The following is a 21,504-nucleotide window of genomic DNA, read 5'->3' on the forward strand; positions in this document are numbered from 1 at the left end:
TTGTGAAAGAGCGACCGGCCGGTTCAGTCGTTGAGGAAGCGCACGATGGCGAGGACCCGGCGGTTGTAGCCGTCCACGTGCGTGAGGCCGAGCTTGTCGAAGATCGCGTTGGCGTGTTTCTCCACCGCGCTGCGCGAGACGTGCAGACGTCCGGCGATGGACTCGTTGGTGTGCCCCTGCGCCATCAGCGCCAGCACCTCGTGCTCGCGTGGGCTGAGCCGGGCCAATGACTCGGTGTCGCGGGCGCGGTTGAGCAGCCGCCGGACGACTTCGGGATCGAACGCCGTGCCGCCGTCGGCCACCCGCCGCAGCGCCTCCAGGAAGTCGCCGACCTCGACCACCCGGTCCTTGAGCAGGTAGCCGACCCCGCGCACGTCGCCGTCGACGAGTTGGGCGGCGTAGCGTTTGTCGACGTACTGAGACAGCACCAGCACCGCGATCCCCGGATGCCGGCGCCGGACGGCGAGCGCGGCCCGCAGGCCCTCGTTGGTGAAGGTGGGCGGCATGCGCACGTCGGCGATGACGACGTCCGGCCGGTGCTCGTCGCAGGCGGCCACCAGCCCCTCTCCGTCGCCGACGGCCGCCACGACGTCGTGACCGTCCTCGCTCAGCAGCCGGGTCAGCCCTTCGCGCAGCAGAGTGCTGTCTTCGGCCAGGACTATGCGCACGGCAGCTCCACCCGCAGTGCCGTCGGGCCGCCCGCAGGGCTGTCGAGCTCGAAGCGGCCGTCGTGGGCGGCCACCCGGCGGGCCAGACCGGACAGGCCGCGCCCGTCGGCTCTGGCACCGCCGACCCCGTCGTCGCTGACGCGCACCAGCAACCTGCCGTCGGACCGGCGCACCTCGACCTCGACACGCCGGGCCCGGCTGTGTTTGAGGGCGTTCGTCACCGCCTCGCAGATCACGAAGTAGGCGACGGTCTCCTGGGCCGGCCCGAGCCGTACCGGGACGTCGTAGTCCAGGAGGATCGGCAGGCCGGAGCTTTCGGCGAGCGACTCCAGCGCCACCGGGAGCCCGCCGTCGTCCAGGGCCGCGGGATAGATCCGCCAGGCCACCTCCCGCAACTCCTCCAGAGCGCGGCGGGACTCCTCCTGCGCCTGCCGGAACAGCGAGGCGGCGGCGTCCCGGTCGGCCGCGCGGTCGGCGCGGCCGAGCAGCATGCCCAGCGCCACCAGGCGCTGCTGGACGCCGTCGTGCAGGTCCCGCTCGATGCGTCGTCGCTCGTCGTCGACGGCCTCCAGCACCTCCGCCCGGGTGCGCGACAACTGATCGACCCGGCTCCGCAGCACCTCCTTGTCACTGGGCGCCAGCCCCCACACGGCCAGCCTCCGCTCCAGCGCCGCCAGGCCCATGAGGGCCTGCGCCGCCAGGAAGACGACCAGGACCACGAACGCCGTCCAGGTGAGTGGATCGTGCCAACTCATCTCGGCACGCTCGCCCGAGGCGCCGGACAACGCCCGCCAGCTCAACACCACCCAGACCCCGACCAGCATCAGTACGGCACCGCCGAGCCCGCCCAGCAGACCGCGCAACGCCACGTACGCGGACGCGCGGCCCCCGGCCGGACCTACGGCGATGGCGCCACCGAGACAGCGGTTGACGCGGACCCGGTCGGCCTCGGCCAGCATCCGGGTGACCCGGACCGACCAGAGGCGGGTCGGTGGCAGCGCGCGCAGCGGCACCGCGAGGAGTGCCCACGGCAACTCGACCACGGCCATCACCGCCCCGAGCACCAATCCGACCATGCCGCGTGCCGCGGCCCGCACGACCACCATGTTCAGAAACTGTAGAGGGCCGTCTCGCGCGAGCACATTGAAGTTTTCCGCACGATGAGTGCGGTCCCCCACACCCGATATCCAGCTTTATCGGCCTTTGAGGGAGATGTGGTCTGACGTGGGCGTCATAGGGACCTTCGGCCCTACCCGTGCACCCCGGGTACGCCGACGGTGGAAAGGAGGGTGGCCCATCGACGGCAGGGGGGCCGAGTTGTGAACGTGGACGCCGGAGCCGTCCGGCTGCCGGGACAACTGGTCGTTCCGAAAGACACCACAGGAGTGGTGGTCTTCGTCCACGGCAGCGGCAGCAGCAGACACAGCCCGCGCAACCGGTACGTGGCCTCGGTGCTCAACCACGCCGGTCTGGGCACACTGCTCTTCGACCTGCTGACAGCGGGGGAGGAGCGCGACCGGGGCAACGTGTTCGACATCGAACTGCTGGCCGGACGGCTGACACAGGTGACAAGCTGGCTCGGCGGACGAGAAGAAGCCGAAGGGCTGCCGGTCGGCTACTTCGGAGCCAGCACCGGGGCGGCGGCCGCGCTGTGGGCCGCGGCGGAGCCGGGCAGCCGGGTGGCCGCCGTCGTCTCACGTGGCGGCCGGCCGGACCTCGCCGGAGCCCGGCTGCCGCTGGTACGGGCGCCGACGCTGCTGATCGTGGGCGGCTGGGACGAACTGGTCCTCGACCTCAACCAGGCGGCGCAGCAGCGCTTGACCTGCGAGAACCGCCTTGAGGTCATCCCCGCTGCGACACACCTGTTCGAGGAGCCCGGGGCGCTCGACAGGGTCGCGGACCTCGCCTGCGACTGGTTCACCGACCACTTCCGGCCGGCGAGACCGACCCATCGCTGACCGGCGTTCGAGAACGTCCGAGTGGCGAACGGTCCAGAGCCGATCGGTGCCGCTGAGGACATCCCATGCCGACCGCGCCCGCCGCGAACTCGTGTCCGTGGCCTTCACGGCCACTCGGATCGGCCGGGAAGGCGCGGTCCCGACGGCATGTCCGTCGTACGGCCCGCCGTGCACCAGCGTGACGAGCGGAAACGGGCCGGCAGGCCCAGTAGCCCGTCGGACGCCTGCTGCACAAGGCATTCCAGCCGGATAGTCTCGGCCCTTGGTCACACGACGTTTCCAGGGACAGAATCCATGACGGTCTTCGCCTGTGCGCGGTGCGACACCCTCCTGACCGCGCCGGTATCGCGGGTTGCTCTCCCCGTCCATGCCCGCCAGGTGTACGGCCACGAGCTCATCGGCGTTCTGATGGAGTCCGGCACCTACGCCGTCGACCCTGAGCCCTTCGGCCCGCCGTGGCGACCGTGGGCCGAGAACAGCCCGGAACAGGTGCGGGCCTCCGGCGTGCACGCGCCGGTCTTCGCGTTGTCCCACGGCCCACGGGAAGCGATCGTCATCGCGCCGGGCGACGTCCGAGGGACCGTCCTGATCCCCGAGCGTTGTAGCGGTAGGTGCTGTGGGCCTGATGGGCGAGACGGCCCGAACCTGGCCTGCACCGGGTGCGGGACCGCAGTGGCATCCCGTATAGACGACTGCGGGTCCTGGCAGGCCGTCTGGCTGGACCCGCGTGGCGTACGTGCGTTGCCCGTCCCGGGCCCGGCCCTCGACAGCGCCGACTGGGACGAGTTACGCGAGCGGTGGCCGGGCACCCCTCCGGTGGAGCGCTCGGGCTGGTGGAGCCCGCTGTGGGCGGCTGCGGTGGGCGCGGCCCTGGCCCATGCGCTGGCGGCGTCGAACGGCACCCGGATCACCGTCCCTGCGGGCCTGCTCGCCGATTTCTTCGGCCGCTCACTCGACGCCCTGCTGCCTCAGCGATCACCTGCCCGACCACTGGCCTTGGCCGGACCCGGCGTTCCGGCTGTCGCCGGCACCATCGCCCTGACCCCACGGCATCCGCACACCGGTGAGATCTGGCAGCCCGCCGCCACCCGAGACGTGGTTCCCTTGGACGCCGAGGTGTGGACGTATCTGGTGTCTCCTCGTGATCGCGGCCCGGCGGCCGGAGGGCGTGTCGCACCCAAGGCCGCCCACCAGGTCTATCGCGATGATCTCTCGCCCTTCCTGCCCATCTTGGCGTTCCGGCCGGACCGGGACGTCTTCCTCGATACCCTGGTGCGGCTGCCTCAGGTCCGCCGGCCCTGGCTCCGCGCCATTTACGATCGCGTACAAGATCGTTTGTGGGAGGGGCCCTTCTGACCGGAGTAACCTCGCAGCCGAAGTTCCGGCGTGACACCCGGGGTCCGGTGCCGGCCACACGCGTGAGTGGTCAGTGGCGGTCAGTCGCCTCTGTCAGCCGCAGTGGCGCTTCGGACGCAGTCGCGGAGCAGAGCGCGGCGCCGGTCGTGTACGTCATCGGGTTCTTGGCTGCTGGCCGCATACACGTTGCTGACCGGTGACCAGGCCATGGACATGGCGATGACCATGGCCATGATGTCGAACGGGTCGCCTGCGCGGACCCGCCCGGCGGTCTGGGCCTCGGCGATGGCCGTGAGCTTGCGGTCGTCGTAGTGCTCGTGCGTCTCGACGAGGTGCCCGGCAGGCCGGCGCTCCAGCCGTGTCCAGGTCGCCAGCCGGATGAGGTCGGGGCGGCGCAGGTACTCGTCGTAGAGACGAACGGCCCAGTCCGCGAGATCGTCGGCGTCGATGGGCACGACGTCGGTGATGCGCTCCAGCGAGCTGAGGAAGATCGCGTCGAAGAGTCGTTCCTTGTCGCCGAAGTAGGCGTAGAGCTGTGCCTTGTTGGTGCGCGCCGCCGTCACGATGCGTTCGATGCGCGCCCCGGCGATGCCGTGTCGGGCGAACTCTTCGGTGGCGGCGTCCAGGATGCGCTGGTAGGTCGCGGCGCCTCGCGAGGTCTGGGGCTGTTCCGGCATGCCCGGAGTCTAGCAAACAGAACAGTTGGTTTGCCTTGCCGGGCGGCCGTGTTTAGACTTCGGCAGACCGAACAGTCTGTTTAAGGAGTGGGCATGCGAACGACCATCGGATGGCGGGCGACCGGCCCGACGGCACTGCGGCGCACCTCGCTGGAGCGCCGTGACCTGCGCCCGGACGACATCGCGGTGCAGGTCGACCACTGCGGCGTGTGCCACAGCGACCTGCACGCCCTGCACGCCTACGACCGGCACACGAGAACGCCCCTGGTGCCCGGTCACGAATTCACCGGCGTGGTGACCGCGACCGGCCCCGAGGTGACCACCTTCTCGGTCGGCGACCACGTCGCGGTGGGCAACATCGTCGACTCCTGCGGCGTGTGCGCCATGTGCGAAGCCGGACAGGAGAATTTCTGCCACTCCTTCCCGACTCTGACCTACGGAGGTACCGACCGGCAGGACGGGTCGACCACCCTGGGTGGCTACTCCCGCGAGTACGTCGTGCGCGACACCTTCGCCTACCCGCTCCCCTCCGGCCTCGACCCGGCCGAGGCCGCCCCGCTGATGTGCGCCGGCGTCACCGTCTGGGAACCCCTGCGCCACCTCGGCGTGGGCCCCGGCAGTCGTGTCGCCGTGGCCGGCCTCGGCGGGCTGGGCCACCTCGCGGTCAAGATGGCCGTGGCACTCGGCGCCACCACGACCGTCATCAGCCGCACCCAGGACAAGCGCGACGACGCCCGCAAACTCGGCGCCCACGACCTCATCGACGCCATCGACACCCGGCAGATGGCCACGGCACGCGACACCTTCGACGTCGTCATCGACACCGTCTCCGCCCCTCACGACCTCGCCCCGTATCTGAAGCTGGTGGCGATGGACGGCACCCTCAGCCTCCTCGGGCACCTGGGCCCCGTCACCGTCGAGGCCACGGACCTGCTCATCGGCCGCAAGAAGCTCAGTTCCGCAGGCAGCGGAGGCCGCCTGGCGACGGCTGAGATGCTCCGATTCTGCGCCGACAACGGCATCGCCGCCGACATCGAAGTACTCCCGTCGTCACAGGTGGACACGGCACTCGACCGCCTCAGGCGAAACGACGTCCGCTACCGCTTCGTGCTCGACCTGTCCGACCTGGACTGAGGAGACCGTGGGCCGGACAAACCGGACGCGAGAGAGGCCGCTGCACCCGTCCCGCCCGCTGCCGGCTCGCGCCCCCGATGCCGCTACTGGGAGTCGGCAGCGTGCATGGACCGAGAGCTTCACCAGGATGCTCCCGGGGTCAGCGACTGTCGGTCGTGGCCGTCACCAGGTGACCGGGAGTTCGTGGACGCCGTAGACGACGGCGTCGTCCTTGTAGGGCAGGTCCTCGGCCGGTGCGGCGAGCCGCAGGGTGGGGATGCGGCGGAACAGCGTGTCGAAGACGATCTGCAGTTCCATCCGGGCCAGGTTCTGGCCGAGGCACTGGTGCGGGCCGTAGCCGAACGCGAGATGGTGACGGTCCCCGCGCTCGACATCCAGTTCGGCAGGGTTCTCGAACGCCGCCGGATCCCAGTCCGCCGACAGGGCCGAGACGACGACGCCGTCGCCGGCCTTCATGCTCACCCCGCCGATCTCCACATCTTCGGTCGCCACCCGGGCGGTGATCGTGTCGGCGATGGTGAAGTAGCGCAGCAACTCCTCCACCGCCATGGGCGTCCGGCCCGGGTCGGCTTTGATCAGGGCCAGCTGCTCAGGGTGGGAGAGCAGCCCGACCACACCGAGGGAGATCATGTTCGCGGTGGTCTCGTGCCCGGCGGTCAGCAGCAGGAAGGCCAGGCTCACCAGGCCCGTGTGATCGAGGGCGCCCGTCTGACGCTGCCTGGCGATCTGCCGGCTGAGCAGATCGTCGCCGGGTTCGGACTCCTTGCGGGTGACCAGGCCGTCCACGTAGGCGCGCACATCGGCGAAGGCCCGCCAGCGGTCCTCCTGCGAGGTCCGGCTCACCATCATGGAGGTGCGGCTTTGGAAGAAGTCGTGGTCGGCGTAGGGGACGCCGAGCAGTTCGCAGATCACCAGGGAGGGCACCGGCAGGGACAGCGCCTGAACCAGGTCGACCGGCCGCCGGTCGGTGGCGAGCAGGTCGTCGATGAAGTGGTCGACGATGGCCTGGATCCGAGGGCGAAGCCCGGCCAGGCGTTTCACGGTGAACTCGCTGATCGCCGGGCGGCGGGCCGCGGAGTGTTCCGCGCCGTCCATGCCGATCAGCACCGGCGGCTGGGTGCGCAGCTGCTGCAGGGTCGCCGCGTCGAGGTTGAAGAGCGGGTAGCCGTCGTGGCGCCGGTCGGAGGAGAAGCGGGGATCGGCGAGGACGGCACGGGCCTCCTCGTGCCGAGACACCCACCACGCCTCGCCGCCGCTGGTCATACGGATCCTGCTGATCGGCGCCTGCTCGCGCAGCCGCTCGTAGGCGGCGGGTGGGGTGAACGGGCAGCCACGCTCGACCGGCAGTTCCAGGTCGGTGAGTTCGGCGGCGACGCTGTTCGTCATGAGGGACCTCCTGGTAAGGATCTGGCGTTCATCGCAGGGTCAGCGGGGTCTCGGATGCCATGCGGGTCAGCTTGTTCGGGTTGCGGACGTAGTACAGGCCGGTGATCCGGTCGTCCTCGATCTGGACGGCCATGACGCCGTCGAGCTCGCCGTCCAGGCCGAGGAGGAGGGCCGGGTTGCCGTTGACCACGGTGGCCTCGCTGGTGAACGTGCCTTGTGCTTTGCCGAGGCCGCCGACGATCGCGCGGGCCACCTTGTCGGCGCCGGTGATCGGCTGCGGGATGGCCTGCTTGCGGCCGCCTCCGTCGGCCACCAGGACGACCTCGGGGGCGAGCACGTCGAGCAGGCCCTGAAGGTCCCTGGTTTCGAGCGCGCGCCGGAAGGACTCCACGACCGCTCGGGCCTGGCTCGGGGAGACCACCTCGCGAGGCCGCCGGGCATCGACGTGCCGACGGGCGCGGTGGGCGATCTGGCGTACGGTCGCCGGCGCCTTGCCGACCGCGGCCGCGATCTCCTCGTAGTCGATGTCGAAAACCTCGCGCAGCACGAAGACGGCCCGTTCGGTCGGCGACAGCGTCTCCATGACGAGCATCAGCGCCATCGACACGCTCTCGGCGAGTTCGACGTCCTCGGCCACGTCCGGCGTGGTGAGCAGAGGCTCGGGCAGCCACTGGCCGACGTACGCCTCCTTGCGGCGTTTCAGGGTGCGCAGCCGGTCCAGTGCGCGCCGGGTGGTGATCCGGACCAGGTAGGCGCGCTGGTCGGAAACTTGCCCGAGATCGACCCTGACCCACCGCAGCCAGGTCTCCTGAAGGGCGTCTTCGGCGTCGGCCGCCGAGCCGAGCATCTCGTAGGCGACGGTGAACAGCAGGTTGCGGTGGGCGAGGAACGCCTCGGTGGCCGGATCCATCCGGCCGGCACCGGTCATCGGCCCGGCTGCGCCCGTCGTCGCATCCCCGCGCTGGTCCATACCCGGCTCCCGCCTGTCACCCCGCAGCTCCTGCTCTAGGCACAAGACGTCGGCGCGCGCCGTTGTGTGACATCCGCGATCGGTGACCCATGTCACACGGCCATGGCGTCACAAAGTTCGGGGCGCCGCCGCCGCATGTCCGTCAGGACGCCTCGCGCTCGGCGCCGCAGAGATGGAACGGAATCATCGTGAGCAAGGTGGGAGCAACACATGAAGCACCGCATAGTCATCCTCGGCGCCGGATACGCCGGGGCCTACGTGGCCGGGAACCTGGCCCGTCGGCTGTCCCCGAAGGACATCGAGATCACCGTGGTCAACGCCGTACCGGACTTCGTCCAGCGGATGCGGCTGCACCAGCTCGCGGCCGGGCAGGACATCGAGGCCCCGAAGCTCGCCGACGTCTTCGCGGGCACCGGGATACGGCTGCGGCTGGCCCGGGTCACCGGTGTCGACCCCGAACGCCAGGTCGTCGCCACCGCTGACGTCGGCGGCGAACTCGGCTATGACACGCTGGTCTACGCGCTCGGCAGCCACGGCGACGACTGCGGCGTCCCCGGCGTGGCCGAGCACGCCTTCGACATCGCCGCCCGGCCCTCGGCGCGGCGCCTGCGCAAGCTCCTGGACAGGTGGGCCGAAGGTGGGAGCGTGGTGGTCGTCGGCGACGGGCTGACCGGTATCGAGACCGCCACCGAGCTCGCCGAATCCCGGCCCGGCCGGTCGGTGACACTCGTCGCCCGGGGCGAGCTGGGCGCCAGGCTCTCCGCCGGAGCCCGCAGCCACCTGCGGCGGGCCTGCGACCGGCTGCGCGTCATCGTCCTGGAGCACGCCGGAGTCGAAGCCGTCGAAGCGACGCGGGTGCGGTGCGCCGACGGCACCGCCGTGACGTCCGACGCGACCGTGTGGACGGCCGGGTTCACGGTCGATCCCATCGCCGCCGCCGGCGGGCTGGAGGTCGCCGCGAACGGGCAGATCATCGTCGATCGCACCATGCGGTCGGTCTCCCACCCGAACGTGTACGCCATCGGCGACAGCGCCCACGCCATCGGCGACAACGGCCTGCCGCTGCCGATGTCCTGCGCGTCGGCCGGCCACACCGGACGGCAGGCCGTCGAGGCGATCGTGGGACGTCTGACCGGCCGCGCGATCGCGAACACCAAGCTGGTCTACACCTACAACCACATCAGTCTCGGACGGCGGGACGGGATCCTGCAGCCGATCGACGACGAAGCGCAAGCGAAGCCGACGTATGTGGGCGGCCTGAAGGCCGCACGGGTCAAGACGGCCATCCTCACGACAGCGCTGTGGGCCACCTCGCATCCCACCTTCGGCGTGCCCAAGCGCAAGCACCGCCTGGCCGCAACGCCGGACGCCGTTGACGGCATCTGATTCTCGGACCGCCCCGTGCGGGTATCGACCGCCCGCCTCAGCTGCCGAATTCCGCGTCGACTTTCTGGCCGAAGGCCGCCGCCTTGGGGGTGTATGCCGGGTAGAAGTCCTTGCCGCACTCCAGGTCGTCCAGAGCGGCCTTGATCTCCTCGGCCAGGTACGGTTTTGCCTGGGCGGGCGTGAGCGTGGCTCCGAGGTCCTGAGTGTCCCCGCGTTGCTCGCGGCCGACCTCGTCCTCCCGGTCGAAGAACGCCCAGAGCCCGCGCCCCGGCAGGTCGGTCGGTTTGGTGCCGGAGACCTTGTAGCCCTTGCCCTTCAGGCACGTGACCATGCTCGATGCCAGCTCGACCAGTTCGGCGTCGCCGTTGATCTCGCGCTTAGCCGCCTTGTCCCAGACGGCTTCGGCCTGTTCGTGCAGATTTCTCGCGGACGTCACCTTCTTGCCGAGGGCCTTCTGGGCGGCGACGACGGCGCAGGCGTCCACGGCCTCCCAGTAGCTGCTGCGCTGAGCCGGGGAGAGCTTCGTCGAGATGTCCCCGTTGGGGTCGGAGCCGGAGAGATCGGGCATGCTCTCCGGGCTGTCCGGGCCCTTCGGGTGGACGAACCTCGCGAAGACCCCGAAGCCGTACTTCGCCCGCTGCGCCTTCAATGCCTCGTAGTCGCCGACGGCACGCTTGCGCTCGTCGGCGGTGTCGGGATCCTCGGGCGGCACGTAGGCGATGTACTTGAAGCCCTTCCCCTTCATGCAGTCCGCCTTGACCGATTCAAACCGGTACTTCGTCTCTCGCGCTGCGCCGTCCGATTTCGAGATGGGCGCGGTGTTCTTCCCGGCTGGGTCGGCTGCGCCTCCGCAGCCGCCGAGCACGGCCGCCGCAGCCAGGGCCAGCGCGGTCTTCCCGATGGTGTTCACGGTCGCTCTCCCCATGTTTCGACGTCACGCGCACGACCACCGGCTCGCCCGTACGGCCTGCGGGGCGTCTGGTGCTCTCTGCGGCGCGTGTGATCCACTTCCTCCACAGTTCGCCTGCGAGCCGGCCGTTCTTGTGGCCTGTGACGGCCGCGCCACACCGGGTATGCCGCAGCCCGTCCCCCTGTGGCCGGTAGAAGGCCGTGGACGCGACCGCCGCGATCAGCGCCGATGTGGATCTTTCCGGCACGCCCGGAAACAATACTCAGTTCAATGAAGCATGGTCAACCGTGGCGACCCCGTCCGGATCGCGCGACCAACCCCGAGCCCCAAGCCGCCCTCAACGGGAACCGAGAGTCTCACAATGGCCCTGCGGGCATCGGCTGTGAAGCCGAACGTCGGCACGCGCCGACGGGAGATGCGGACTCGCCTCGCCTACCGATGGAGGATCAGAGATGGCTGACGTTCTCGCCGTCGACGAAGCCGGGAACCGTTTGACCGCGTTCTATCCTGCTGCGGAGGTCGCCCGCTTCGACGACGGTCCCATGCCGCTGGCACTGGTGGCGGTGTGGCGCGGTGACGAGCTGCTGCTGGTCTTCAACCGCCGCCGTCGGTGCTGGGAGCTGCCCGGCGGCATGATCGACCCGGGGGAGACGCCACGCATGGCGGCCGTGCGAGAGCTGTGGGAAGAAGCCGGCCTGAGCATCGCCGACCCCGTGTTCGCCGGACATGCGCGCTTCCTGCTCGGCCCCGAGCGGCGCGTCGAGTACGCGGCCCTCTACACCACGCGCACCAGCGTGGACCCGGACTTCACACCCAACGAGGAGATCAGCGCGATCTGCTGGTGGGACGGCATCCGGCCGTTGGCCGACCCCGTCCAACCGCTGGACGCCTGTCTGGGCGAGCTGACCAGGACCAAGCGGCCGTGAACCAGCCGAGAAGCCCGAGGCGCCGCAGGTCACGAGCCCTGCCACCTCTCGTGATCAACAAGACGGGAGCCGTGGTCGGGCAGTCGATCGTGCTACGCCGCTCGAATGAGCGCCCCCGGACCGAGGGTGAGCGCCTTCCCTCGGTCCGGCTGCCAGGCCGTCAGGAGGAGGCGCGTCCGTGTGCCTCCACCGCGAGGTCGTTCCAGTCGGCCCAGGTCTTGAGCCGGTCGGCGTAGACCTGAGGGACGATCTGGTTGCCCTGGACGCCGAAGAACACCCGCAGCGGCGGGTTGTCGGAGTCGGCGAGCTTGAGCAGTGCCCGACCGGCGGCAGCCGGCTCGCCGACGTCGAGCGTCTTGGCGAGCTCCGCGAAGCCCGCGCGCAGGCCGGCGTACAGCGGGTCCGGGTCGGCGTGGACGGCACCGGCGGCCCCTTCGGTCGCGTAGAAGCCGGGCTCGACCAGAGTCACCTTGATCCCGAAGGCGGCGACCTCGGCGGCGAGGGCCTCACTCAGTCCCTCCAGCGCCCACTTGGAGGCGACATATCCGCCGCCGAGCGGGAACACGGTCAGGCCGCCGACCGAGGAGATCTGGATGATGTGCCCCTCACCCTGATCCCGCAGGTACGGCAGCGCGGCCTGGGTGACCCACACCGCGCCGAACAGATTGGTCTCCATCTGGTCGCGCAGTTGCTGCTCGGTCAGCTCTTCGACAGCGCCGGACAGTCCGTAGCCGGCGTTGTTCACGATGACGTCGAGCCGGCCGAAGTGCTCCTTGGCCCGTCGCAGACCGGCGAAGACCGCGGCCCTGTCGGTCACGTCCAGATCCAGCGGAAGCAGCGCGTCGCCGTACCGGTCGGCCAGATCCTGGAGGCGCGAGCTGTCGCGGGCGGTCGCCGCCACCCGGTCACCCCGGGACAGCGCGGCCTCGACGAAACTGCGGCCGAGGCCGCGGGACGAACCGGTGACGAACCAATCCTTGCTCATGATGATGTTTCCCTTTTCCGGATGGTGGGGGCTACTGCGGGTGATCGCTTCGAGGGGCGGCGCGGCCGGGTGCGAAGCGTGGTGGTCATTCCCTGTCGGCGGTCGGCGCCGAGCCGGGCAGGGGACTGGGGTCGAGATATCTGACCTCGTAGACGCGCTCGGCGAACTTCCAGCCGTCACGGGTGCGCTGGTATCGGTCGTGGTAGAGGGCGTAGTTCAGATGGGAGCCGCCGTCGCGCATCCGCCCGAACTCCTGGATGTAGGCCCGGCCGGTCGCAGTGTCACCGTCGATCCGGATGACGCCCGGGTGGACGGTCTGCACGAAGAACTCCCAGAGGCTCTGCCCCCACTCGATACCGGCGCGGATCTTCTCCCGGCCGACGAACTCCTTGCCGACGTGCGGCCATCGCATGGCGCCGTCGGGCGTGAACAGGGATTCGACGCGCTCGTAGTCGCGCGTCATCACCGCGTCGGTGAGTTCGCCGCGCAGCGCCTCGATCTCGACGCGGTCGGCGATGGCTCGGATGTCACTCATCGTTTCCTCCTCTCTCAGCTGGTTCGTCCAGCATCGAGGCTGGTCAGAGGGGGGAACAAGGTAGGGTTCAGGCGGCGATCCATAACATGGGGGTTATTCATGGAGCTTAGGGATATTGAGATCTTCCTGACGCTCGCCGAAGAACTGCACTTCGGTCGCACCGCCGAACGGCTGCACGTCTCACAGGCGCGCGTCAGCCAGGCCGTCAGCAGACAGGAACGGCGCATCGGCGTGGCGCTGTTCGACCGCACCAGCCGGCGCGTGGCCCTGACCCCGGTCGGCCGGCGCCTGCGCGAAGATCTGCGGCAGGCCTACGACCTGCTCCAGGAAGGGCTCGCCCGGGCCGAGGCGTCGGGACTGGGTGCAGCCCGGACATTGCGCCTGGGCGTCTTCGGCCATGCCGGCTACGAACTGCGCCCGCTCGTCGAGGCCTTCCGTGCGCGCTACCCCGGCAGCGACGTCCAGTTCAGTGAAGTCACCGGCGGAGACCCGTTCGCCGCGCTGCGCGCCGGAGACGCCGACGCGCACGTGCTGTGGTTGCCGGTGGCCGAACCCGACCTCACCGTCGGGCCCACCGTACTCGTCGGCGGCCGGGTGCTGGCGGTGTCTGCAGGACACCCGCTCGCCGAGCGCGGCAGCGCGTCGCTGGAGGACCTGGCCGACAACCATGTCGCCGACCTGGGCCCCGCCGCCCCGGAGTACTGGGTCGCGTCCATGATCCCCATCCGTACGCCGCTGGGCCGCCGCATCCCCCGTGGGCCTGTCGCGCGTACGTTCCACGAGATTCTCGCGCTGGTCGCCGCCGGGGACTGTGTCCATCCGCTGGGCGAGATCGCCGCCCGCTACAACAGCCCGCCGGGCGTCGTCTTCGTCCCCGTCCACGACGCGCCCGCACTTCGGTTCGCCCTGGTCTGGCCGTCCAGCGGCGACAGCCGGCCCATCCGCGCGCTGGCGCAGACCGCCGCCGACCTCGGCCCCATCTCACTCGGTGACACCGACGAACCGAACTGAAGATACGGTCCAGGGCATAAATGAGCTGAACGACCGACCTTAAGGGGAATTACCGGTTTCGGCCATGTCTCAAATCGGGTAGCATCCTCCGGATGCGAAAGACGATCATGAGAACGCTGTTCGCCTGCGTCCTGGCTCCAGTGGCTGTCGTCGGCGCCGCGACCTCCGCCGCGTCCGCGCAGGCCCCGCCCCGGTATGAGGACTTCACCGTGTGCTACAAGCCCTCCGACTGCAACATGGGCTTCGTCAAAGGCACCATCACCTGGCCCTTCGAAACCGTCTACGAACCGGTGAAATTGGAGGGCGCGGTCGTCAACCGCCGAGGCAGCGACTACTCCACCACGGTCGTCGTCGAGGCGTTCTACGGCAACAAGCTCAAGCGGTCCGCGACCCGGACCGCCAAGGATGGCAGGAAGGGTTTCACTCCCATCCTCTTCGGTCAGAACCCCTCGGAGCTGATCGACCGAATCAAGATCACCGTCTGTCAGAACTTCCCGACCGGGCGGCAGTGCGGACGGCCGGGCAGCTTCTGAGGTCCTTCGAGACCGTCGCGGTAGATGGAAGTGTGGTCGCAGCGTTGACTATACTTCGTTAAACGTATTATCGTGTCCGGCATGCCTGTTGGGTCGTGCCGCCAGGTGTGTACGGCGCCAGCGGCCCTGCCGTACGACAGGGCCGCTGGCGGGCTGAACGCGCGTATTCGAGCGAGCTCGGCTGCGGGCCGTCGACTCGGTGTCGGGACACATCGACGAGGAGATGCATGAGATTACGCAACGGGATTCTCGCCACGGCGCTGGTGGCTTCCATGGGCACGGGCGCACTCCCGGCCACCGCTGAAGCCACTTCCGCAGCGGCGGACTCGGGCACGGTCACATTGCTGACCGGCGACCGGGTCACCGTCACCGGTCAGGGCTACCACATCGAGCCCGGTCCGCAGCGCAAGGTCCGGTTCGAGGTGACGCAACGGGACGGCGACCTGCGTATCGTCCCGTCCGACGCCAAGTCCCTGCTGGCGCAAGGGCTGCTCGACGAGCGGCTGTTCAACGTCACCCAGCTCCTCAAGTGGGGCTACGGCGACGCGCAGAAGAACGAGATCCCGCTGATCACGCAGTCCGCCTCGGGGGAGGCGGCCGTGCTCGGCGGCGCGCGGCAGGCCAGACAACTCGCCGGGCTGGGGCTGGCGACGATGAACGTCCCGAAGGCCGAGGCCGCCAGGACCTGGCAGGCCGTCGCGGACGGTGCCCGTACGCGCGCCTCCGGCAAGATCTGGCTCGACGGACAGCGATCTCCCACCCTCGACCGGAGCGTCGCGCAGATCGGCGCCCCGCAGGCGTGGCAGCAGGGCCTGACCGGGGCCGGGGTCACCGTCGCGGTGCTCGACTCCGGCTACGATCCCGACCACCCCGACCTCAAGGGCGTCGTCGCCCACTCGCGGAACTTCACCGACGACCCCGACCCGACCGACCGAAACGGCCACGGCACCCATGTGTCCGCGACCCTGGCAGGTGCCGGTGACAAGTACAAGGGCGTCGCCCCCGGCGCCAAACTCGCCGTCGGCAAGATCGGCAACGACAGATACTCCGAGTCCGCGCTCCTGGTGGCCATGAGGTGGGCCGCGGTCGACGTCAAGGCCAAGATCGTCAGTTTGAGTCTGGGCGGGTTGGACACGCCCGACCTCGACCCGGTCGAGCAGGCTGTCAACACGCTCTCGGAGCAGACCGGCACGCTGTTCGTCATCGCGGCGGGCAACAGCGGCTCCGAGCCCGGAACCGTCGGCAGTCCTGGCAGTTCGGAGGCCGCGCTGACGGTCGGCGCGGTCGACAAGTCCGACAAGATGGCCAGATTCTCCGGCCGGGGGCCGAGGGCCCATGATCATGCGGTGAAGCCGGATGTGACCGCGCCCGGTGTGGACATCGTCGCGGCGGCCGCCAAGGGCACGTCCGACGGCTCGCACGTGGCCATGTCCGGTACTTCCATGGCGGCGCCGCACGTGGCCGGGGCCGCCGCCATCCTGGCCCAGAAGCACCCGACCTGGACCGGCAGGCAGCTCAAGGCCGCCCTGACCGGCAGCGCCGCGCCCCAGCCCGGCACCACCCTCTTCGACCAGGGCGCCGGACGCGTGGACGTGCTCCGCGCCGTGACGCAGCAGGTGGTCGCCACACCCGCCAACCTGCACGCCGCCTTCCCCTACGGCTCGACCGGCGGACGCGTGGCCACCCGCGAGATCGTCTACACCAACGCCGCCGACACCCCCGTCACCCTCGACCTCACCGTCGAGGGCGAGACCCTGCGCCTGTCGGCCCAGCGCGTCGAGATCCCCGCCAAGGGCAGCACCCCGGTCACCGTCACGATCGACGCCGAGGGCAAGGCCCCCGGCGACTACCCGGGCACCGTCACCGCGAAGGCGGGCGACCAGGTCGTCCGCACCGTCGCCAACGCCTGGGTCGAACCCGAGTCCTACGACGTGCGGTTCACCGCCGTCGACCGGACCGGCGCCCCCGCCTCCGCCAGCGGGTACGCCTACACTGCCGACGGCCAGGAACGCGACGTGTTCTTGATCGGGTCGGGCACCTACCGGCTCCCCCCTGGCGAGTGGAACTTCCAGCTGGGCATCAGCGGTTCCGGCGACGAGCACACGACCACCAATCAGATGGTGAATCTCACCGAATCCACTGATGTGAAGCTCGATGCCCGCCAGGGCAAGCCGCTCGCGTTCACCGTGGACGATCCCACCGCCGCACATACCCTCCTTGAGGTGTTCATGGCCCACGGGTGGCTCAGCACCGGCATAGTGTTCCCGGGTATCGAGGCGAACATGAACTTCGCTATCCCGGTGAAACGGGCAGGGTTCACCTTCATTGCCAGGAGCGTATGGCATAAGCGGGGCGCCACCCCGAGCCCGTACCGCTACGACCTCGCCATCCGAGGGACCGACGGGATCCCGGAGAACCTCACCCACGCCACCAGAACCGAGGACCTCGCCAAGGTGACCACCACCTTCCGGGGCGCCGGCGTGGCCACGACCGGCGCGCATTCCGTGGCTTCCGAATGGACTGAGGGCCGCTGGACGTACGACGCGCGTACACCTGACCTCCCCATGCCCGGCACGCTGATTCAGTACCGCACGCCCGCCATCGCGTGGCGTTCCATCCTGGCCACCGGCAACTTCAGAGTCATGGACACCGGCAGGCGCCTGGCCGCCGGCCACACCCGCGAGACGTGGAACGCCGCGGTCAGCGGCCCCTCCTTCGCCACCCCCGCAGGCGCGCGCGACGGCGACAGACTGACCTTCAACGCCGCCCGCCTGTTCAGCGACGCCGCCGAAGGCCGGACCGGCATGGACGCCGACGCCACGGGCAGCGTCACCCTCGCCAAGAACGGCCAGGTCATCGCCAAGACCGACTACACACGGTGCGAGCCAAAGTGGCCGAACCCCTCCTGCATCCTGGAGGCCCGGCTTCCGGCCGAGGCGGCGACGTACACGCTAACCGCGACCGGCACCCGCCAGGTGCCGCACTCCACGCTGTCCACCTCGGTGGAGGCGACGTGGACGTTCCGCTCGGCGCGCACCCCCTCGCCTCAGGCGCTGCCGCTGACCGCCGTCCGCTACGCGCCCCACGGGCTCGACGACCACAACCGCGCCAAACCCGGATCCACCACCACGGTCCCGATCTGGACCGAGCGCAACCCCGGCGCCGCCAAAGCACAGGTGAAGAGCCTGCGCCTGGAGATGTCGGCCGACGACGGCGCCACCTGGACCACCGTCCTGGTCAAGGCCGTCGGCCCGCACTGGGCCGCGCGGATCGCCAACCCGGCCGCCGCCGGATTCGTGTCGCTGCGCGCGACCGCCACCGACGGCAACGGCGACACGGTCACCCAGACCGTCCGCCGCGCCTACGCGATCGGCTGATCGGCACAGAACACCCCGCCGACCTCGACGCCGCTCGGGTAATCATCAGGGTCGGTGAACGAATCGGCGGAGCTTCTGCCTGAAGAGGTCTGTCAGTCCAGGGCACAAGCTCCGCTGTCGGAACAGCGAGTGGCCGGGGCGTGCGCCGCGCCCCGGTCGGGTCCACGGGTCGCCACACGTCTCCGCGGCGGGGGACACCGCCTCGGCCGTACTGCAGTCCGGGCACACCGTCGTGCAGTCCTGCCAGCACGCGACCCCGCTGGGCAAGCACGCGGGCTACTACGCGGTGGCCGACCTCACGAGCCTGCCGCCGGCGGCCTTCAGTACGGTCCCGTACGTGACCTGCCTGGATCTCGGCCCGGCGGGCGCGCTCTACACCAGCGGATTCGAGCGGGCCGTGGAGTTGTCCGGTGCCGAGGGCAAGGAGCGCAAGCGGCTGATCAACCAGTCCTGGATCTATCCGCCGCTCGACGACGCCGCCATCCTCCACGCCGCCGATCACCGCGTCAGCCGATGCGAGGCGCACTCCGCGCGGGTATGAATGAGATGCTGGCCGCGATGGGGAGGCGCGAAAGCAAGAATGGAGTGTCCTTCAGGAACGGGTTCCTTCGGCGTGCGAAGCGCTGGAGCGGCAGCACGGCCGAGCTCAAGGTGAGGCGATGACGATCACTTGGCGACGGCTGGCCGTAGCCGATTTCCCGCTGCTGCGCGGTTGGCTGGAGCAGCCCCATGTGCGGCGCTGGTGGAACCACGAGACCTCGCCGGAGGCCGTGGAGCGCGACTTCGGCCCGGCCGCACGCGGTGAGGAGCCCTCGGAGGACTTCCTGGTCTTCCTCGACGAGGAGCCGGTCGGCCTGGTGCAGCGGGTTTCCTTCGCCGACTACCCGGACTACGCGGAGGAGTTGCGCACGCTGGTGGAGGTGCCGGACGGCGCCGTCACCGTCGACTACCTGGTCGGCGATCAGGCGCGGGCCGGTCAGGGGATCGGGCCGAGGATGATCGCGGCCGTGGTCGAGGCGACCTGGACGGACCACCCCGGCGCCCCCTGCGTGGTGGTGCCGGTGGCGGCGGGCAACCGGGCGTCGTGGCGGGCGCTGGAGAAGGCCGGGCTGCATCGGGTCGGCGAGGGCGAGCTGACGCCGGACAACCCGGCCGAGGGCCGCGACCACGTGGTCTATCGGGCCGACCGTCCCAGGTCGTCCCACTCCTGAAGCAGGTGGGCCGTGGCCGCCGCAGGGGCCGTGAACGACCAGCGGCCTGGCGGCAGGTTCAGGGCGCAGCCCCCGTCGGCCAGCCTGGTGGTCGGCAACTGCTCGCTGAGGCCCATGAGGAAGGTGCCGTTGACGGTCATCCCGTCCCACGCGCCGCGCACGGGCAGCACCGCGCGGGCGGTCACGCCCTCCGGGACGGAGAACGTGAACTGGACGCCGTCGTGCCCCGCCCGCCACCCCGACTCGACGGTCCCCGACGCGCTCTCGTAGCGGGCGTGCGCCTGGCGCAACAGCGGGGCGGGACCGGGACGCAGCAGCAACTCGCCGAAGCCGCCCCCTGTCCCGCGCGGGTCGTCGCCCAGGCCCGCCACGTGCCGGAACAGCCAGTCGCCCACGCAACCGTAGGCGTAGTGGTTGAAGGAGTTCATGGCCGGCGTCTGCAGTCCGTGCCGGTGATGCCAGGCGTCCCAGCGCTCCCACATGGTCGTCGCCCCGGCGCGGAGCTGGTAGCGCCAGGACGGATAGCCCTCCTGGTTGAAGATCCGGCACGCCAGATCGTGGTGACCGGTCTCCGACAGCACCGGCAGCAGCAGCGGGGTGCCGACGAAACCCGTCATGAGCCGGTGCCCGTCGGCGCGGACCAGTTCGGCCAGTGCCTGCGCCGAGGCGGCCCGGTCTTCGGGCGGGACCAGATCCCAGGCGAGGGCGACGGCGTAGCCGGTCTGCGTCTCGGTGTGCAGCCTCGGCCCGTTGAGGAAGGCCCGCTGGAAGGCGTCCGCCACGCGGGTGAACGCCTCGCCGTACTCCGGCGCGTGCGGTTCGCCGAGCACGTCGGCCACGTGCGCGACCAGGCGCAGGCTGCGGGCGAGGGACGCCGTGGCGATGAGGCTCTTGGGCGTCTCGACCGTGCCGGGGGCCAGCCAGTCGCCCAACGCCCGGCCCGGCCGGATGCCGCCCTCGGCCTGGGCCAGACAGTAGTCGGCCCACCGCCGCATCGGCTCGAAAGCACGGCGCAGCGTGCGGTCGTCACCGTAACGCCGCCACAGCAGCCACGGCACCTCGACCAGCGCGTCGGACCACACGGGAGAGTCGTAGCCGTACTCCGGCAGGACCGGGGCGACGTGCGGGACCGCGCCGTCGGCCCGCTGCCCGTCGATCAGCGTCGTCACCCAGCCGGACAGGAACGCCTGCGTGTGCCGCAGGAAGCTGAGCGTCGAGCCGAAGACCGAGATGTCGGCCGTCCAGCCCGTCCGCTCGTCACGCTGCGGGCAGTCGGTCGGCACGCTCACCAGATTGCCGTCGGCCGACGCGCCGATGTTGGCCACGAGCTGGCGTACGGCGGGATCGCTCACGGTCAGCGAACCGGTGACGGCGAGCGCGGTGGACAGCAGCACCGCCTCCAGGTCGTCCGGAGTCATCGGGCCCGGCCAGCCGGTGACCTCCGCGTAGCGGAACCCGTGCAGGGTGAACGCGGGCTCCACGACGTGCGAGCCGGGGCCGAGGACGAACTCGTCACGCTGGTCCGCGCTGCGCAGGTTCTCGGTGTAGAGCCGCCCGGTCGCGGTCAGCTCCTCGCCGTGCCGCACCACGATCCGCACGGGGCCGGGCGCCTCGACGCGCAGCCGTACCCGCCCGACGACGTTGCGCCCGAAATCGGCCACCTGGATCCCCGGCGCGGGCTCGGTGACGGACACGGCGGGCACCGTGCCGATCACCCGCACCGGTGGAGCGGGGTCGGCCTCCACCAGCATCTCCGGGGGAGAGGCCGTGACAGCGGGTACGGTCTGCCCCGAAGGGACCTCGATGGTCTCGCCCATCACCAGGTCGGCACGCGGCCGGCCGAGATCCCGCTGGGTCCAGGCGGTGTCCGTGGCGAGCACGCGGCGTACCCCGTCGTCGTCGCGCACGAGCACCTGGGCGCTGGCGGCGGGCCGGTCGCCGTAGCGGCGCGGGCCGCCACCGGCGACGTGACCCGCGTACCAGCCGGGAGCGAGCCACAACTCCAGCTCGTTCTCGCCCGGTGCGAGCAGTTCCGTGAGCTCCAGCAGCCGGTAGCGGGTGCGGTGGCCGTAGTCGGTCCAGCCTGGCGCCAGTTCTTCCTCGCCCAGGCGTACCCCGTTGAGCAGCACCCGGTAGACACCCAGCGCGGTGGCGGCCAGCCAGACGCGACCGGGGCGCCGGGTGAACGAGCCGCGCAGGCTGACCGCCGCCCGGGGGTCGCCCGCCAGCCAGGGCGCGTCCCACTGTCCGCGCAGGCCCGTGGTGAACGCGCCGCTCGCATACCCTTCCACACTCCACGTGTACGGCGTCAGCGGGTCCAGGAGCTCATCCGGCACGTCCACGAGGTACGACCCGGCAGGCACGGACGACCGCCACACCTCACGCCCGGCCGAGGACACCACCACGGCGGCCTCGGCCGGCAACCGGGCGTCCCACGATAGCCTCGGCGACGGCTCGTCCACGCCGACAGGATCCACCAGA

19 protein-coding genes are annotated in these 21,504 nt (G+C 70.4%); 10 read left to right on the top strand and 9 right to left on the bottom strand.

The features are described 5' to 3' along the window. Positions 1–23: 23 nt before the first annotated feature. Positions 24–668, bottom strand: a complete 645-nt coding sequence (locus tag ABD120_RS23215) for a response regulator transcription factor (protein WP_343952095.1) — start codon at positions 666–668, stop codon at positions 24–26. Continuing rightward, complete coding sequence (locus ABD120_RS23220) at positions 659–1,774, bottom strand: sensor histidine kinase (RefSeq protein WP_343952096.1); 1,116 nt, start codon at positions 1,772–1,774, stop codon at positions 659–661. Before ABD120_RS23220 ends, ABD120_RS23215 begins: the two co-directional genes overlap by 10 nt. 213 nt (positions 1,775–1,987) lie before the next feature. Here ABD120_RS23220 and ABD120_RS23225 point away from each other — a divergent pair, with 213 nt between their 5' ends. Further along, positions 1,988–2,626: a dienelactone hydrolase family protein gene (locus ABD120_RS23225; protein WP_343952097.1), complete on the top strand. Its 639-nt coding sequence runs from the start codon at positions 1,988–1,990 to the stop codon at positions 2,624–2,626. 294 nt (positions 2,627–2,920) lie between these two features. Continuing rightward, entirely contained in the window at positions 2,921–3,982 is a 1,062-nt protein-coding gene (locus tag ABD120_RS23230; RefSeq protein WP_343952098.1) for a hypothetical protein, read from the top strand. Between the two features lie 80 nt (positions 3,983–4,062). On the opposite strand, the gene ABD120_RS23235 is transcribed toward ABD120_RS23230, so the two are convergent. Then, positions 4,063–4,659, bottom strand: coding sequence for a TetR/AcrR family transcriptional regulator (locus tag ABD120_RS23235; RefSeq protein WP_343952099.1), 597 nt, complete (start codon positions 4,657–4,659; stop codon positions 4,063–4,065). Between the two features lie 93 nt (positions 4,660–4,752). Here ABD120_RS23235 and ABD120_RS23240 point away from each other — a divergent pair, with 93 nt between their 5' ends. Continuing rightward, a complete protein-coding gene (locus ABD120_RS23240) occupies positions 4,753–5,793 on the top strand; it encodes an NAD(P)-dependent alcohol dehydrogenase (RefSeq protein WP_343952100.1) in 1,041 nt (346 codons plus the stop codon). A 162-nt stretch (positions 5,794–5,955) separates the two neighbouring features. On the opposite strand, the gene ABD120_RS23245 is transcribed toward ABD120_RS23240, so the two are convergent. Continuing rightward, the gene (locus ABD120_RS23245; RefSeq protein ID WP_343952101.1) at positions 5,956–7,179 is read right to left on the bottom strand and encodes a cytochrome P450; all 1,224 of its coding nucleotides are present in this window, start codon (positions 7,177–7,179) and stop codon (positions 5,956–5,958) included. A 28-nt stretch (positions 7,180–7,207) separates the two neighbouring features. Further along, positions 7,208–8,149, bottom strand: coding sequence for an RNA polymerase sigma-70 factor (locus tag ABD120_RS23250; protein WP_343952102.1), 942 nt, complete (start codon positions 8,147–8,149; stop codon positions 7,208–7,210). 210 nt (positions 8,150–8,359) lie between these two features. On the opposite strand from ABD120_RS23250, the gene ABD120_RS23255 reads away from it, so the two are divergent. After that, the gene (locus ABD120_RS23255) at positions 8,360–9,535 is read left to right on the top strand and encodes an NAD(P)/FAD-dependent oxidoreductase (RefSeq protein ID WP_343952103.1); all 1,176 of its coding nucleotides are present in this window, start codon (positions 8,360–8,362) and stop codon (positions 9,533–9,535) included. A gap of 37 nt (positions 9,536–9,572) precedes the next feature. Here ABD120_RS23255 and ABD120_RS23260 read toward each other — a convergent pair whose 3' ends face one another. Beyond that, positions 9,573–10,445: a hypothetical protein gene (locus ABD120_RS23260; RefSeq protein WP_343952104.1), complete on the bottom strand. Its 873-nt coding sequence runs from the start codon at positions 10,443–10,445 to the stop codon at positions 9,573–9,575. A 452-nt stretch (positions 10,446–10,897) separates the two neighbouring features. On the opposite strand from ABD120_RS23260, the gene ABD120_RS23265 reads away from it, so the two are divergent. Continuing rightward, positions 10,898–11,371, top strand: coding sequence for an NUDIX hydrolase (locus ABD120_RS23265; RefSeq protein WP_343952105.1), 474 nt, complete (start codon positions 10,898–10,900; stop codon positions 11,369–11,371). Positions 11,372–11,531: 160 nt separating this feature from the next. Here ABD120_RS23265 and ABD120_RS23270 read toward each other — a convergent pair whose 3' ends face one another. Continuing rightward, positions 11,532–12,356 carry an SDR family NAD(P)-dependent oxidoreductase gene (locus tag ABD120_RS23270; RefSeq protein ID WP_343952106.1) on the bottom strand — a complete coding sequence of 275 codons (825 nt, stop codon included), beginning with the start codon at positions 12,354–12,356 and terminating at the stop codon, positions 11,532–11,534. A gap of 85 nt (positions 12,357–12,441) precedes the next feature. Continuing rightward, complete coding sequence (locus tag ABD120_RS23275) at positions 12,442–12,891, bottom strand: nuclear transport factor 2 family protein (protein WP_343952107.1); 450 nt, start codon at positions 12,889–12,891, stop codon at positions 12,442–12,444. Between the two features lie 99 nt (positions 12,892–12,990). Between ABD120_RS23275 and ABD120_RS23280 the strand changes: the two genes are divergently transcribed. The 5 genes from ABD120_RS23280 (at position 12,991) to ABD120_RS23300 (ending at position 19,023) form a co-directional block, all read left to right on the top strand. Continuing rightward, positions 12,991–13,902 carry a LysR family transcriptional regulator gene (locus tag ABD120_RS23280; protein WP_343952108.1) on the top strand — a complete coding sequence of 304 codons (912 nt, stop codon included), beginning with the start codon at positions 12,991–12,993 and terminating at the stop codon, positions 13,900–13,902. A gap of 92 nt (positions 13,903–13,994) precedes the next feature. Continuing rightward, the gene (locus ABD120_RS23285) at positions 13,995–14,435 is read left to right on the top strand and encodes a hypothetical protein (RefSeq protein WP_343952109.1); all 441 of its coding nucleotides are present in this window, start codon (positions 13,995–13,997) and stop codon (positions 14,433–14,435) included. Positions 14,436–14,662: 227 nt separating this feature from the next. Then, positions 14,663–17,812: a S8 family serine peptidase gene (locus ABD120_RS23290; RefSeq protein ID WP_343952110.1), complete on the top strand. Its 3,150-nt coding sequence runs from the start codon at positions 14,663–14,665 to the stop codon at positions 17,810–17,812. Positions 17,813–18,044: 232 nt separating this feature from the next. After that, positions 18,045–18,353, top strand: coding sequence for a hypothetical protein (locus ABD120_RS23295; RefSeq protein ID WP_343952111.1), 309 nt, complete (start codon positions 18,045–18,047; stop codon positions 18,351–18,353). Positions 18,354–18,471: 118 nt separating this feature from the next. Further along, positions 18,472–19,023: a GNAT family N-acetyltransferase gene (locus ABD120_RS23300; protein WP_343952112.1), complete on the top strand. Its 552-nt coding sequence runs from the start codon at positions 18,472–18,474 to the stop codon at positions 19,021–19,023. Here the strand turns inward: ABD120_RS23300 and ABD120_RS23305 are convergent. Then, positions 18,987–21,485 (bottom strand): family 78 glycoside hydrolase catalytic domain, encoded by a 2,499-nt coding sequence (locus ABD120_RS23305; protein ID WP_343952114.1) that lies wholly within the window; start codon positions 21,483–21,485, stop codon positions 18,987–18,989. The genes ABD120_RS23300 and ABD120_RS23305 overlap by 37 nt on opposite strands. Between the last annotated feature and the right edge of the window lie 19 nt (positions 21,486–21,504).

It is taken from the genome of Nonomuraea longicatena (assembly GCF_039525605.1).
Classification (GTDB): domain Bacteria; phylum Actinomycetota; class Actinomycetes; order Streptosporangiales; family Streptosporangiaceae; genus Nonomuraea; species Nonomuraea longicatena.